The organism is Pedococcus sp. 5OH_020 (genome assembly GCF_027812955.1).
GTDB lineage: Bacteria > Actinomycetota > Actinomycetes > Actinomycetales > Dermatophilaceae > Pedococcus.
This window is the reverse complement of record NZ_JAPYZV010000009.1, coordinates 25,594-40,362: the sequence shown is the minus strand read 5'-3', so window position 1 is coordinate 40,362 and position 14,769 is coordinate 25,594. Positions and strand designations below refer to the sequence as shown.

Here is a 14,769-nt window from a genome sequence, read left to right as displayed (position 1 = left end):
CGCGCATGGCCGTCGATCCTCCGAGTCTGGTGTCTGCTGGTTGTGTCCCCTCGCGTTGCTGTCAGTGCTGCTGTCGGACCACCATCCGCTTGTAGTCCCACCATGGAGGGGTTCACGAGCGTTAACGCTCGTCAAAATTTGGGCCGGTGCCGCTCTTCTCGCTCGCCTCGGCCTCGATCAGCTCCTGCATCACCAGCCGAACCGACTCGCGGATCAGATCGACACCCTCACCGGCGCGGAACGCCTCGAGCAGCTCGGACACGGCAGACTGGGACAACGCCATCGGTGGGACTCCTTCGGATGAGTACTTGGCCGTACACACCGAAGATCCCGCCGATGGCCCCTACAGTTCCGGAGCCCCGCCGATCACTCCCAAAGTCCACCACTGGGCGGGACGCTCACGCGCCCACAGTGGGCCAAGCGCCAGCGGTTCATGGAGCTGCGGGCGCGGGGGTTCAGCATCCGCGCGGCGGCTCGAGAGGTCGGCGCGTCGCGCAGCGCGGGCAACAACTGGGCTCGCGGGTACAAGACCTACCGCAACGGTGTTCTGGTCGGGTTCGTGCCCCCGCTGGACCGCCTCGCGGTTCGCCAGGTCAGCGCCCGGTTCCTGTCCGAGGACGAGCGGATCGAGATCGCCGACCTGCGCCGTGCCGGGCTGAGCATCCGTCAGATCGCCCACCGGCTCGGTAGGGCGCCCTCGACGGTCTCGCGCGAGCTGCGCCGCAACGCCACCGGCCGCGGCGGCTACCGCCCGTTCGCGGCCCACCGGAAGGCGACCGCCCGTCGTGCGCGGCATCACCGGCGCCGCCTGGAGACCAACCGCGAGCTGCGAGATCTCGTCGCGCACCTGCTGGCGCAGCGGTGGAGCCCGAACCAGATCAGCCGGCACCTGAAGGGGCCGGTTTCCGCAGGACCGCTCAATGCGCCTTTGCCATGAGAGCATCTACCAGGCCGTCTATCAGCCCGGATCGGTGGTGTTCGGGCCATCACGGCTGGCCCCGCACCACCGTTCGCCCTTGCGCACCGGCCGCGATCACCGGCGTGCCGATCAACGGGTCGAGCGGCGCCGGCCGCGGTTCGAGCAGCCGATGCTGTCGATCCATCAGCGCCCGTTCCTGCCCCAGGACCGTTCGCAGGCCGGACACTGGGAGGGCGACCTCATCATCGGCAAGGGCCAGCGGTCGGCGATCGGCACCCTCGTCGAACGCAAGACCCGCCTGGTACGGCTGCTACACCTTCCCCGACGCGACGGCGACACCCTCCACGAAGCGTTGAAGCACCGCATGGGCGACCTACCGGCTCACCTCCTGCGCTCGATCACCTGGGACCAGGGCACGGAGATGGCCCGTCACCTCACCATCGCCAAAACTCTGGGGGCACCGGTCTACTTCTGTGACTCCCACTCGCCCTGGCAGCGCGGCTCCAACGAGAACATGAACGGACTGCTGCGCGACTACTTCCCGAAAGGAACCAACCTGAGCACGCACTCTGCGAACCACCTGCTGGGGGTCGAGAACGAGCTCAACAGGCGACCCAGACTCGTCCTCAACAACCGCGCGCCAGCCGACCTCTTCGCCGCGCTGCTAGCCTCCCAGAACCAGCCAGTGTTGCGACGTTGACTAGAACCCACCCTGCCGCTATGGCCTCGTTTTCAAGCGTCGTCGACAACCGGTTGCCAACACACAGCCAGCTGGTCGAGCAGGCCCGCTGTTGGCTGGCTGGGTCCGAAGCCCTGCCACGCCGAACAGCTCGGCGAGGAACCGGACGTGCAGGTCAGCCAGAGGGGCCGACGCCTCGAAGTGGGTAAACGTCACGTTCAGCTGGCATCTGGGATAGGGCGGAGGCAGTCCCGATGACCGCGTCCAGCGCTCTGGCTCGGGATTAGGCATAGTCAAGGGCGATCTCGGGCAGACTTTGCCGCACCGGGACGCCGGTCTCTTCCCTAATCCTCTCAAGCAGGTGTCCTACTAGGGCGTTGCACCGATAACTAGCTCCACCACGCCCCCAACGTCATCACCCTGACCCAGGTCCCCGATGAGGGCGATCGTGGTCCCAGTGGGAAACCGTTCTTCTTCCGAAGCGCCAACCTAAAGGGAGACCTTGGAGGATCGCCTGCTCGACTTCCGCGAGATTGGACCCTCGTTCGAAGTTGACGGGGTAGATGAGGATTCGTTCGCCCGGTTGGCCACTGACCACCTCGGACTAGATGTACTCGGCCATGCGTCCTTCGCGAGCATGCCGGCGCTCCTCCATGGCCGGCCCCGTGTCGGGCTGCTCGACGCCGGCCTGGTCCGTGAAGCCGCTGCCCCTCCCATACTTAATTTCCATCTGTCAGAACTAAACTCCAGAGTATGGACTTCTTTGCTGGTGCCCTCTAGGCTCCCAGCCATCGACGGCCAATGGCCGCAGTGCCTGCTGCTGCCGCAAGCTCTATAGGAGGAGCTCGTATGCGTAGAACAGTTGGATGCCCCGCCGGCACGTGGGTCAAGACCGCCCGTGCGATCGCACGAGCACTGGTCGTTCTGCCCCTGGCGGTCATGGCCGTGCCAACCCCTGCTGCCTCGGCGGCGACCGCGGATAGCGCAGTGGGCCACCTCGGGCGTTGGTTCACTGACTCACGGGGCAGGGTTTTGATCTTCCATGGCGCAGACACCGTGACCAACGACTCAACGTTCGATCTGAACGCCGACCCGAAGGTCATGCGGAGCCTGGGCTTCAACTCCACTAAGATATACGTGGCTTGGGAAAGCATCGAGCCTCAAGCCGGAACCTATGACGACGGGTTCTTGAAGAATCTGCTGACGATGCAGCAGGCGCTATGGGCTAACGGCATCTACAGCTCGCTGGACATCGAGGGCGGCGCTTCCTGGGCGGGTGGTAGTGAAGAGGGCTACTACACCCTTCCCGGCGGTGGGCGGATTCCCGATCCGACCGGGGTGCTCAGTGGCGGCCAAGGCTTTCCTGTCAACAACCAGGGAACCCAGAACTTTTACGACAACGCCACCGGACCCGGCGGAGTGGGGGTGCAGGATCGCTGGGACGCCATGCTCACGCACTTCGCGGCGTTTTTCCACAACACTCCCGGCATCTCCTCGTACAGCATCATCAACGAGCCGGTGCCCCCGCCCGCGGAGGCCCCTTCCGGTCCCGACGGGAACCCTCACTTCGACATCGACATCCTCGCCCCGTTCTACCGCAAGTCAATGGCAGCGATACGCGAGGGTGACGCAAACAGGCTGATCGCCTTCGAGCCGTCCGCCAACTTCAACCTCGACACCCAGCCGAGCTGGCTGCCCAAGTTGGGGGATCCAAACGTAGTCTTCGATTACCACGAGTATGTGGACGCCGCCGCCTCCCCCTACAGCGGCCTGCCTCTTGGCTCCTCGCGGGAGCAGGAGGCGCAGGTTGTGGCGGACCGCAACAACGCTCCTGCCTTCAACGGCGAGCGGTTCTTCAGTATCGAGGGCCTTGACCACCTTGACCAGGCAATGCAGGGGTTCAATTACTTCCTGTACACGCCCACGGGCAGCATCGGATACCCGAACCCGCTCGTTCAGTTGAATGCATGCCCTCAGCAGGTCCTCCCGGGTCTCACCGGGGGTCGAGGAGGGTTCGCTTCGTGCTTCGCCCGACCATACCCGAGGGCGACCGCCGGCACGCCGACCGGATGGTCGTTCGACTCCATTACGAAAGCGTTCACCTTCGCCTACAACACGCTTCAGCCGAATGGCAAGATCGGGACCGCGACGACCGAGGTCTTCCTGCCCAAAGCGGTCTATAACAACGGCTACAGCCTGTCACTGCAGGGCGCCAAAGTGGTCCAGACCGGGGTGGACGGACAGCTCTTGAGCCTTCAGGCCGATCCGGGTGCCGCCTCTGTCTCGATGACCGTCACCGCAAAATGAGCGTTGAGCGAAAGCCAGGGAGGGACCGTCCCTTAAGGAGCGTCTCGTGAATGGTTGATAGTTGGCCACTCTATGAAGTCCTCAAGGCATCGAAGCCCGGTCAGGAACGACTGTTCAGCGCCACTGAAATCTACTTCCAATGAGAAACGAATGACGATCCCTTAGGTGTCGTCCCTTAGCTGAGCGAGACGGCGCTACTGAGAGGATGCCTCCATCCGCCGGATGGAGGCATCCTCTCAAATGGTTGCACCACGCATCCCTCTACGAAGCCGCCGCCGCCGCTTGACATAGGAGCAAGTGGACGCAACCGTGTGCCTTGCCACATTCCGGCCCGCTCAGCGGTTGCGTTGAATGTGGTGCTCCCCTTGTGACAACTTCATCACCCCATTGGGGCCATTCAACGTGGCAGTCGCCCCCCCCGGGACCCGAACCGCGATATCAAGGCCAGATTCGTCGCATTGCCAGGTAACCTGCGCATCGCCATAGACCGTTCGATGCGACAGGCGCCCCCCGCTCACCCTTGTCGAGCCGTGCGTTGAGTCGGACGTTGGTCGCGATCACGGCGTCTGCGAGGCTGATCCGGACGAGCGTGTCGTTGGCGGGCGTCGTGTTCGTCGCTGCTGTCATGGTGCTGCCTCCCTGCTTCACCCCCGGCGAGGCGGCCGCTGTACCGGAAGGTAGCTGACGGCGCCTTTCCAGCCCAGGCCCCGAGCCGCGTTACGCTTGCGGAGCGGGGCGGCGCCTTGCTTGGGGGGCCAGCCATGGCGGCTGCCAGGCACGGTCAAGAGGATTTAGCGTCTCTCCTGGTCGGACGCAACCATCGATGGCGTCCAGCGTGGAGGCGTCCAGGCGGAGGTCGATACTTTCGAGCAAACTGGTCATTTGTTCTTCGGTTCTCGGCCCAATCAGCACAGACGAGACGGCCGGATGCTCGGCGGCGAAGGCAATGGCCAGGTTGGCGAGTGACAAGCCTGCCTCGGCGGCGACGACGTTGAGTTTGTCGATGACGTCGAATTTGCGCTGGTTCTCGGCAACGGACGGATCGAAACGCGCTGCCGTTACTGGGAGGGTGTTGGCCCTTGCGTCGGCGGGCGCAGGAACACCACGCTTGTACTTTCCAGTTAGCCAGCCGCCACCAAGAGGGCTGTAGGTGATCGCGCCCATCCCCTTTTGCATGAGCACCTTGAAAACGTCTCGTTCGTTGTGCCGGACCAGAATGGAGTACGGCAGCTGCTCCGACACGAACCGCTCGAGGCCGCGTTGCTCAGACAACCAAGAGCATTCGTTTACGTGAAACGCTGGAAAGGTCGAGCTCGCGATGTAGCGGACCTTACCTTGCCGGACGATGTCAGTAAGAGCGCGCAACGTCTCAGAGATATCAGTGTCAAAGTCAGGGCGATGGATGTGAAGGAGGTCGATGTGGTCGACACCCAAGCGGCGCAAGCTTCCCTCGACTGCCTTGAATATCCAATAGCGGGAGTTGCCGGAGTTGTTGATCGCACCTTCACCGACGGGAAAGTGGACCTTCGACGAGAGAATAACGTCGTTTCGTCGAGTGCCTAGCGCGCGGCCAACAATCTCCTCAGATCGCCCGTCAGCATAGTGGTCCGCGGTGTCGATGAGATTGATACCGACATCGAGTGCTTGATCGAGGATCCTCTTGCAGGACTCCTCATCAGTGTTGCCGTGCCCGAACATCATGGTCCCGAGCGAACGCGCACTCACCTTGACGCCGGTGTTGCCGAGCAGTCGGTATTCCATCAAACTTCTCCTCTTCGATCGATCCCGCATGGGCCTTCTGTTCATGTAAGGAAGCGGCGGTCGACCTAATGAAGCTCCGCGACCACTCGTGCGGGGGCGCCGTCGCTGCCGGCCAGGGCGATGGGCAGCGCGTACAGGCGGAACCGTCGACCGCGGATCAGGTCCAAGCCCGTCAGTTGCTCAGTGATCAGGACGCCCCCCTCCATGAGAATCCTGTGGACTGGCCAGTCGAAGTACTCTGGACGGGATCCGTCCGGCATGTCCGGCGAGGGAGTGTCCAGCGCCAGCATGCGCACCCGCAGGCCGACCAAGGCATGGGCTAGGTCGAGAGACAAGAAGGGAAACTGCTCGTACTCGGTGGCCGTGCCGTACCTGCTGTCCCATCCCGAGTGGAGACACACCATGGCGTCTGGTCCGAAGGCTTCCACCTGTGGGGCCACATCGAAGGCTGGGATTTCCTCGCCCGCTTGCCGGTGGACAGAGACGACGATGCCGTCGCCGACGAATCGGTCAAGCGAAACCTCGGTGATGGATTCGCCGCCCGGCACGAAGTGCGACGGGGCGTCGACGTGCGTACCGGTATGCGCATGGAAGGACGCGTGGGTGATGCTCATGCCGTCGGTGTCAATTGAGCTGAGCTTCGTGATAGTGGGCGCGGGGTACCTGGGACTGTGGAACATCCCGTTTTCGATTGGCTGGCTCAAGTCGACGAGTTCACGGCCAACGGGCCAGGCGTCATTGTTGTCCACTCTTACGCGCCCGCCGTGGAGGCGGGGATGACCGGGAGGACCACGCGAGACAGACGGTGTGCGTCATGGGCGACCTGCTGTCGTGCAAGGCGCGAGCGGATACCGACTTCGGTCGGCTCGCCGGTGTTGAGGTTGCGATCCCATCGCGGGAAATTGCTGGACGTGATCTGCACGCGGATCCGGTGGCCGGGGCGAAAGACGTAGCTTGTGGACCACAGGTCGACCGTCTGGTGCGTGAATTCGTCTGGAGACACCGAGGACCGGACTATGCCGTCCACGATGTTCAAGGAGACGCCATCCGCGTCGACGTCACAAAGTCTGACGACCCAGTCGGTGGTGGGCGCATCGGTCGCGACGGTCAAGTGCGCCAGGATGCGCCCCGTGACCTCGATGTCCGCGAGGAGGGGAGCGCTCGTGTAGGTCAGCACGTCAGCCCGAGCCTCGGTAGAGGTCTGGTCCTTGGGGCCGGCTTCGAACTCGCTGGACATCGACAGTGCCCCACCAACCGTCGCCACGGGATCCGCGGGGTCGTAGGTGAATGAGTCAGGGTCCTCGTCGGCGCTGGGGGCCTCGTAGTCGAGGCGGCCTTCGGCGCGTAGATACAAGCTTGTGTCGACGGCGCGCGACAGCGGCCATTCATGCTCTGCCCGCCAATGGTTCGTGCCCATGACGAACAGGAGGACCGGCGGGAGTGCTGCGCGGCGTGTCTGTCTTGCGACCTCTGGAGCGAGCCATTGTGAGAGCCAGTCCAGCTCGAGATCTGCCAATCGGCCGCGGAAGCCCATGACATCAATGGCCGCTCCCGTCCCGAAGTTGACGTCCCCCACCTGGCCGGTCGTGTTGGAGTGGGACCATGGCCCCATGATCAGCGTCGCGGGTCGGCCAGCCGCCCGCGATGCGGTGAAGTTGTCGAGGGTGCCCTGACAGAAGATGTCGTACCAGGCGCCCGTGTGCAGTGTGGGGAGGTCGACTTCCGCCTGCCTTCCGGCGAGGGTGCAAACTTGCCGCCGGACCGGCTCGTGGGGCGAACGCTGGGAACCGAGCTCGGGGATATCGTGACGATCAAACACTGGATGCTGCCCAGTCGGCAGCTCCCAGTACGCCGCGTGAGCAACCGCGTCCACGTCGGCCACCAGGCTCGCGAGTGCTTGGTCAAGCGCCGCCGGATCGCCTACGTGGCGGCGAGCAAGAAGATCGAACCCCTGTGCGAGGGCCCACGAGACCGCGTTCCCGAGCTCGTACGCCCCGCCCCGGGCGAAAAGACCATCCCTGGGGTCGGAGAACACCATTCTTGGTGAGATGGCCTTCAGCTCAGGTGGCTGGGCGAGAGCGGCCATCCACTGGGTGTAGGCGAAGTAGCTAGTGCCGAACATGCCGACGGACCCGTTCGAATGAGGCAGGTCAGCCGCCCAGCGGACGGTGTCGTAGCCGTCATTGCCTTCGGACGTCCACGGTTCCCAGTCACCGTCGGAGGCGAAGCGTCCTCGTGTGTCCTGAACAACGACGACGAATCCACGGCGTGCCGCACCGATGGGGTCGAGCATGGCGATGAACTTAGGGGTGTTCTTGCCATACGGCAGACGGGTCAACAGAACGGGGCGACGACCTTCGGTTGCCGGCCTGTAGATGTCGGCACGAAGAGTCACGCCGTCGCGCATGGTCGCCGGCACGTCGAAATCAAGGATCACCTCATGTACGGAGCGCCACGAATCCTGTTGAGTCGCAGTCCGCGCGGCCCCCAGCATGGTGTGAGGTTCGCGAGGGCCAGCCGCGTCCGGGGTGGTCACGAGCCCATCCCCAAGTGGGCTCCTCCAGCAACGTCAAGACTTACGCCCGTGATGTATCGGTTCTGCGGGTTCGTGAGGAACAGCGCAGCGTTCGAGACCTCGTCGGGCTGGGCGAACCGTTGCATTGGCAGTTGAGCGGCACGCTCCTTTCGCGCCTGACTGGCACCGTCGGCGTCGACGCCCACACCTTCGGCGAATTGAGCCCACATACTGGTGTCTACGGGCCCGGGGGTGATGGCATTAACCGAGATGCCTGCTGGCCCCAAGATCTGCGCCATGGACCACATGATGTGCAGCACGGCGATCTTGCTCGCGTTGTAGGGCAGGTACGTACGCCGGCCCTCCTTCGCCGCTACGGATGAGAAGAGCAGCATCGTGCCCTTGGTGTCCCGGTCCAGCATGGCGCGTGCGGTTTCGCGGACGATGGTGAACGTGCCGCTGGCGTTGACCGTCATGATGCGCTCGAACTCGCCAGTGCTGGTCCTCAGCGGATCAGCCGTTTGCCCGAGGATGCCGGCCGCATGGACGAGAGCGTCGATTCGGCCGTACGTCGAGACGACGTCTGCCACAACTTGGGCCGTGGCAGCCTCATCGGTGATGTCCAGGTCGAAATACCCGGCGCCAAGCTCCAGTCTTCTGGGGCCCCTATCCGATCCGAGGACGGTGGCACCGGATTCGACGAACGCGGTGAGCACGGAGGCGCCGATGCCACCGTTGGCACCGGTGACGAGCACCACCTGGTCTTGAACAGATAACATTGAGGCCTCTCAGACGCTACTTCTTGGCATGACTGGACCAGATCCGGCCTTCCTGCTCCTCCGTGGGAAGTCCGGCGGAGGACAGGATCCTCTCGAGAAGCAGTTGGGTCTTCGCGGCTTCCGATCCGGAAGTCAGGGGCTCCTGGCGGTCCCGAACGCGGTCGAGGAAATGGTGGACGGCAGCCGCGAAGCCGAACGTCTGGGTCGCAGTGGCCCACCCAAACGCCTCCGGTGACATCTCACGAACCGTGGTCGTGTTGTCGCGGGTGACTGCGACGTGATCTGGTGCAGTGATCGTCGTTGTGACGCCTTCCCCGTAAGCATCGAGCTTCTCGCTCCAGGCGCCTGCGTTTCGAGCTGCCATGAGCACGCCCGTGTTGCCGTTGTCAAAGCGAATCAGAGCGCTGACGCCGTCTTCCTGCCACGGGTCACTACCGGCCGCATAGGCAGTGACGTCAGCGGGCTCGCCAGCGCAGTACCAGCGGAGAAGATCGACCATGTGGATGGCGTTCTCGAACGTGGCGCGATACTCAGATCCCGCTCGGTTCTTCTGCGCAACGCAGAAACTGGCACCGCCAGCGGAGAAGGCAGCCCGACCAGCCTCATAGACCGGCGCAAAGCGGCGGTTGAAGCCCACCATAAGGATCCGTCCGCCGCGCTCTGCCTCGTCGGCGAGGGCTTGCGCGTCATCGGCACTGGTCGCCAGAGGCTTCTCACAAAACACGTCGACGCCGGCAGCCAGTGCGGCGCGCGTCCCGTTCACGTGTTCCGACCGAGGGGTGAGAACAAAGACTGCGTCGAGCTCTTCGGCGGCGAGCATCTCATCCATGGTCGGATAGGCAGCTCGCAATCCCCAGCGACGGAGCAACGGTTGCGGATCGGAACGCCGGGTGACGAGCGCGCGAAGCTCGACGTCATCGCGATGCACGAGCGTCGGGAGCTGGGCGATGCTGGCGATGTTTCCAGCGCCCGCTACCCCGATCCGGAGGGCCTTGCCCGTCACTGAGTCTGCTCGATCGAGGCAAGCATGGTCCGCACGGCCCGGGCGGACTCCGCGAAGCCGACGGCAGGCTCCGGGAGGTCCTGCGGGTGCCATCGGTACTCGTACTCGAGAGTGAGCACGTCGTCGTATCCGCGGCGCACGAGTTCGCGAAGGATGTCGGTCCAAGGAAGCACACCCGTGCCCACCACGCGAGACATGACGGCGCGTTCTTCGGCTTTGACCCGCGCCGTGTCGGAGGCTCGGAATGGTGCGTCGGGATCCTTGAAGACCAGGTCCTTGACGTGCACGTGGCCGACCAGGTCGCCTTGGATCTCGAAGGCTTCCGTCCAAGCCTCATCGTGCGTGAAGGTGAGGTTGGCTTGGTCGTACAGGACTCGCACGGCTGGGGAGCCGACCTCCCGCACAAGCCGTGCTGTGTCGGCCGCGGTCTGCGTCATGGTGCCGAAGTGGTTCTCCACGCACAGAATCACGCCCGCGGCTGCCGCATCATTGGCAAGGACCTGTAGCGCTGTGCGCAGCTGCTCCCAGTGAGCGGCCTGGTCGGCGTCGCCAGGATGCCAGCTTCCCGCATACACGCGAATCTTGCGGGCCCCGACTTCCTGCGCAGCCTCGATGCATGCTCGGAACTCATCGACACCTTCTTGCCAATGTTTGGGGTCCACATCGTTGATGCTCGTGGTGTAGGGCGTCAGGCCAACGATGGGCATCCCCTCGGCCGAGGCACTGGCAGCGGCCTGCTTGGCCGACTTGATGTCGAACGGCCTGATGGCCGCCGCGTAGTCGTCCTGGTAGATCACCTCCGCGGCATCCAAGCCTGCGGTCTTGAAAAGGCGTAACGCTTGGTCGAGCTCATAGCCGGGAGTGCCTAGGGTGTGTCCGGCGATAATCATGGTTGGGTACTGCTCCTGTCTGCGGAACGGCGCCAATCCGCCGGTCCGACGAAGTTCGGTGGGTTCTGCACCCGGGAGCGGTCCACCAGCTCCATGAGCAGTCCCCATGGCGTCACGAAGTACGTCCAACGATTACCTGCGACAGTGGGGCTATCGCGGCCGACCTCCTTGCGCTCGCCCAGGATTCGGACACCCGGAACGCGGCTCAGATGGGCAATCGCTTCATCCACGTCCTCGACCGCGAAGCACAGATGGTGCCCGCCCCGGTCGCTGTGTCGAGGGTGTTCAGTTCTCTGGTCTGAGGTTCGCCATTGGAACAACTCGATGTTGAGGTTGGGTGGGAGCCGAAGCATGCTCAGTTCGAGCGCTGCGTCCATCGGCACCTCGAAGTTCACGGGCATGGCCGACGCATCGGGGCCCCGACGCGACCTGTACAGCTCCTCGGCTCCTAGGACTTCGACGAAGAAGTCGACGGCCTCGTCGAGGTCGGGCACGGTGAACGCCGCATGGTCCACATGCATCAGCCCAGGAAGTCGTCGCGTGCTCAACGAGCCAACCCCGTCGATGAGCGAATCAAGAGTCGTGGTTGCAGGGCCACGTGTTCAATCTGGCCTGTCTCGGCTGACCGCTCGGCAAGCTCAATCGCGATGCGCCCCATTTCCGTGATTGGCTGGCGTACTGAGGTCAACGGTGGATTGCTGCTCGCGCCGAGCTCCAGACCGTCGAATCCAACCACAGAAACTTCCTTCGGCACCGATAGCCCTCGTGAACCGAGGGCGCTGATGAGTCCAAAGGCGACCAGATCATTTGCGGCGATGACCGCTGACGGTCGCCGTTCCATGTCGGCGAGTTGTTCGGCCGCCCGCTGGCCGGCTTCTATCCCCGTCCTCTCGTTGAACTCGAGGGACTCCATGTGGTGGCTGGCGGCCAAGGCGTGATAGGCCTCCCGTCGGTCTGCGGCGGTGTGCGTGCCAATGATCCCGGCGATGTATGCGATGGACGTGTGGCCCAAAGCGACAAGGTGGTCGAAGGCCAGCTGGATACCCTTGACGTTGTCGACCGTCACAGTAGGGACGTTGTGCTCGGGCTCCATCCGGTCTATGACGACGAGGCGGCTACCGAAGCCGAACGACTCGAACTCGGTCGGATCCAGCTGCTTGAGTGGTGCGATCACACCGAACGGCGCGTACATCGACCTCATGGCGTGCAGGTAACCGGCCGTTGCAGCAGGGTCGTTCTCAGTCACGCACAGCACGAGCTGATATCCGCGTTCGCCTGCGGCGGCGGTCATGGCTTTGGCAAGTTCTGCGAAGAACGGGTTGGTGATTTCGGGAACGATGAGCGGCACGAGCGTGCTGCTCTTGGTGCGAAGTGCCTGGGCTAGGGGGCTCATGGTGTAACCCATCGAGGCTGCCACGCGCAGCACGTGGTCGCGCGTCTCCTGCTTCACGGCCTCTGGCCGTGAGAAGGCTCTGGACACGGTGGACTTGTGAACACCAGCAGCGGTCGCCACGTCCTCAATGCGAGGTGTCGGCATCATGGCTCCCCTTTCGCGTCAGGGAGTAGGCCTCCCATATCACCGCCATGGTGGCCTCGAGGTCGCTGATGCCTGGAAGCCCGGGAAACCCCTGACTGAGTTCCTCCGCAACGCGGTGGACGAAGGGGGCGTACAACGGATCACTGTCCACGTCGAGGTCTGAGGTCTCCGTGGTTCCCTTGACTGACGTAAAACTGGCCTGTCCGTCCGACCACACGGTTGCCGTGCCCTTCGCGCCGATCCGCATGTACGCACAGTGACGCTTCAGCGGCGAGTCAGGGAATGCGTAGCCCACCTGGATGGCTGCGACGCGACCATCGTTCGTGCTCAAGGTGAGGGAGGCGAAGTCTTCGATGGCGGTGTCGTGCAGGGTCGATGACAACGCCGCCCCGACCGTCACGTCGGTGGCCCCAGTGGAACGAAGGAACAGATCGACGAAATGCGGGGCCAGGTTGATCATGCAGCCTCCGCCGGCGCGTCGGGGGTCCACCATCCAAGGACTGCCGTTCCGGAGGTAACGATCCGGCGGACCTGCAATGAACTGGACGCTTTCGTAGACAGCGGCTCCAGCGCGCGCGAGCCAGGCGTCGGTGGGCCCTTCCCGCTGCACAAGGGGAACAGCGACCCCCACGCCTGCTGCCTGGGCAGCGGCCTTGATCTCGACCACCTGTTGGAGCGAGATCCCCGCGGGTTTCTCGACCACCAGCGGGATGCCCTTCTCGATCAGGGCCAGACAGATCTCGCGCATGCTTTCATGGGGAGCAAAGACGTATGCCAACTCTGCGTTCCCATGCGCGTCGAGCATCGCGCGCCAGGACGAGTACAAGGGGGCTTCCCACATTTCGGCGAAGGAGCTCGCCCGGGCCTCGTCGGCATCGCTGACGGCGATCACCTCGTGGGCCTGTGCGATTGCCTCCGCGTACAGGGGTACATGCCAGTGCGACGGGCTCACGACTAGGGTCTTTGCCTTGCTCATACCGAAGCGTGCCCCTTCCGCAGGATCTCGTCCGCCAGCTTGGTCGCGCGAAGGGCTTGGGAGTAGCCGACAACCGGCTTCTCACCACGAGCAAACCGAATGGCGGCCCCCGCCTGTTCGAAGAAGAGATCAACCTCAGGGAAGTGACGCACGACCTCGGGCCCAAGACGATCCCATTCGTGCAAGGACCAGTTCGACCAAAGTCGCCGACCCTCGTGAGCCACGACGTCGATCTCGAAGAACCAGTCCGAGCGATTGAGCCCAGTGGTGTGTTGCCACGGGTTCCAGTAGGACTCCAGTCGGAACAGCGGCCCGTCTTGAAAGCTCATCGTGGCAGCGGAGTAGTCCGGTACGGATGCGTTGAACAAGTGACCGCTCGCATGGGCGTCGTGAACGATGCCTTCGCCGGGGAACAGAGAAGCGACGTACTCAATCGCGTGAACTCCGTTCACGACGGTTACGCCGCCCTCCTGGGGCGCGGCTCGCCAGGATGAAACCTCCAGCTTGCGCGCCGCGGACCGGGCGCTGACGCTGATGACGTTGGAGGACGCGACCCACGTGGCCAGAGCTTTGGCTGCAGGATGGTGGTGGAGCATGTACCCAACCATCAAGCGGTCCTCGACCAACGGATGACCGGCTAATACCGCAGCGTTGGCGGACGACGAGCCGAGCGGCTTCTCCACGAGAACGCGTAGACCTAGGTCCAGCAAGCTGGCACACACTTGAGGCTGCATGCTGCTGGGGAGCGCTACGACGGCCAAGTCGACAGACTCCGGGGAGAGGCTCTGTGGTGACGAGAGCACCTCGGCGCCGACCTGTTGTGCCAGGTCGGCAGTTCGCGTACTCGGGTCGAGCAGAGCCACGATCTCCGCGCCGTGGGCCTGCAGTGCGGCCACATGGCGGCCGCCCGCCCACCCAGCAGCCCCGATGACCGCCACACGAACCGGCCGCGTCATGTCGTCGCTGTCTGAAGAGCCCGGCTATGGCGGGAAGGAACGCTCAGCGCGAGGAAGACCAAGTGCACATGCGCCTCCATGATCTGCTTTCCTTCAGGATTGGGCCGGCCAGCCGCACCTGCCTGACCGTCGCCTCGGGTTGGTCCACTATGTGGTAGATCGCTTGCGCCGCCATACAACATCGACTCAAAATATCGATTGCTGAGATCGGTTGCAGCAACTCTAGGGCCAGCAGTTGCAGCGTGTCAACGACAGTCCAAGCTGGCTCCAGGGCGCAGGAAGGCGACTCGCATAGCCAGGGGGTAGGCGAGTTGCCGACCACGTGTAGAACCGGGTAGTATTCGGATATAGGACATGTCGTTCGGATATGCGAATTGCCCCCTTGGTACGAGGGACTGGCGAGCCGGCGAGTGCCCATAGATCTCGAGGTGCCTCATCAAAGGGGAC

Annotated in this window: 13 protein-coding genes and 2 pseudogenes; 2 read left to right on the top strand and 13 right to left on the bottom strand. The window is 63.8% G+C overall.

Annotated elements, in window-relative coordinates; genetic code table 11:
- Positions 1–148 precede the first annotated feature (148 nt).
- Positions 149–283, bottom strand: a pseudogene (locus PHA84_RS16500) (IS256 family transposase); the annotation flags it as partial.
- A gap of 128 nt (positions 284–411) precedes the next feature.
- On the opposite strand from PHA84_RS16500, the pseudogene PHA84_RS16495 reads away from it, so the two are divergent.
- Positions 412–1,619, top strand: a pseudogene (locus PHA84_RS16495) (IS30 family transposase).
- Positions 1,620–2,202: 583 nt separating this feature from the next.
- Here PHA84_RS16495 and PHA84_RS16490 read toward each other — a convergent pair.
- A complete protein-coding gene (locus PHA84_RS16490) occupies positions 2,203–2,328 on the bottom strand; it encodes a hypothetical protein (RefSeq protein ID WP_270889231.1) in 126 nt (41 codons plus the stop codon).
- A gap of 326 nt (positions 2,329–2,654) precedes the next feature.
- On the opposite strand from PHA84_RS16490, the gene PHA84_RS16485 reads away from it, so the two are divergent.
- Positions 2,655–3,905, top strand: a complete 1,251-nt coding sequence (locus tag PHA84_RS16485; protein WP_270889230.1) for a glycoside hydrolase family 5 protein — start codon at positions 2,655–2,657, stop codon at positions 3,903–3,905.
- Between the two features lie 335 nt (positions 3,906–4,240).
- Here PHA84_RS16485 and PHA84_RS20840 read toward each other — a convergent pair whose 3' ends face one another.
- The 11 genes from PHA84_RS20840 to PHA84_RS16435 all read right to left on the bottom strand — a co-directional run bounded on the left by PHA84_RS20840 (position 4,241) and on the right by PHA84_RS16435 (position 14,322).
- On the bottom strand, positions 4,241–4,423 hold the full coding sequence (locus PHA84_RS20840) for an alpha-L-rhamnosidase C-terminal domain-containing protein (RefSeq protein WP_442952921.1): 183 nt from the start codon (positions 4,421–4,423) through the stop codon (positions 4,241–4,243).
- Positions 4,424–4,622: 199 nt separating this feature from the next.
- Positions 4,623–5,666, bottom strand: coding sequence for an aldo/keto reductase (locus PHA84_RS16480; protein WP_270889229.1), 1,044 nt, complete (start codon positions 5,664–5,666; stop codon positions 4,623–4,625).
- A gap of 65 nt (positions 5,667–5,731) precedes the next feature.
- Entirely contained in the window at positions 5,732–6,415 is a 684-nt protein-coding gene (locus PHA84_RS16475) for a cyclase family protein (RefSeq protein ID WP_270889228.1), read from the bottom strand.
- A 2-nt stretch (positions 6,416–6,417) separates the two neighbouring features.
- Positions 6,418–8,103 (bottom strand): CocE/NonD family hydrolase, encoded by a 1,686-nt coding sequence (locus tag PHA84_RS16470; RefSeq protein WP_270889227.1) that lies wholly within the window; start codon positions 8,101–8,103, stop codon positions 6,418–6,420.
- Between the two features lie 95 nt (positions 8,104–8,198).
- Positions 8,199–8,939: an SDR family NAD(P)-dependent oxidoreductase gene (locus PHA84_RS16465; RefSeq protein WP_270889226.1), complete on the bottom strand. Its 741-nt coding sequence runs from the start codon at positions 8,937–8,939 to the stop codon at positions 8,199–8,201.
- 37 nt (positions 8,940–8,976) lie between these two features.
- Entirely contained in the window at positions 8,977–9,963 is a 987-nt protein-coding gene (locus PHA84_RS16460; RefSeq protein WP_270889225.1) for a Gfo/Idh/MocA family protein, read from the bottom strand.
- Complete coding sequence (locus PHA84_RS16455) at positions 9,960–10,853, bottom strand: sugar phosphate isomerase/epimerase family protein (protein ID WP_270889224.1); 894 nt, start codon at positions 10,851–10,853, stop codon at positions 9,960–9,962. The genes PHA84_RS16460 and PHA84_RS16455 overlap by 4 nt, the downstream gene beginning before the upstream one ends.
- Positions 10,850–11,401 (bottom strand): VOC family protein, encoded by a 552-nt coding sequence (locus PHA84_RS16450; protein WP_270889223.1) that lies wholly within the window; start codon positions 11,399–11,401, stop codon positions 10,850–10,852. Before PHA84_RS16450 ends, PHA84_RS16455 begins: the two co-directional genes overlap by 4 nt.
- Positions 11,398–12,366, bottom strand: a complete 969-nt coding sequence (locus PHA84_RS16445; RefSeq protein ID WP_270889222.1) for a LacI family DNA-binding transcriptional regulator — start codon at positions 12,364–12,366, stop codon at positions 11,398–11,400. The genes PHA84_RS16450 and PHA84_RS16445 overlap by 4 nt, the downstream gene beginning before the upstream one ends.
- Positions 12,367–12,370: 4 nt before the next feature.
- Positions 12,371–13,366: a Gfo/Idh/MocA family protein gene (locus PHA84_RS16440; RefSeq protein WP_270889221.1), complete on the bottom strand. Its 996-nt coding sequence runs from the start codon at positions 13,364–13,366 to the stop codon at positions 12,371–12,373.
- Complete coding sequence (locus tag PHA84_RS16435; RefSeq protein ID WP_270889220.1) at positions 13,363–14,322, bottom strand: Gfo/Idh/MocA family protein; 960 nt, start codon at positions 14,320–14,322, stop codon at positions 13,363–13,365. The genes PHA84_RS16440 and PHA84_RS16435 overlap by 4 nt, the downstream gene beginning before the upstream one ends.
- Between the last annotated feature and the right edge of the window lie 447 nt (positions 14,323–14,769).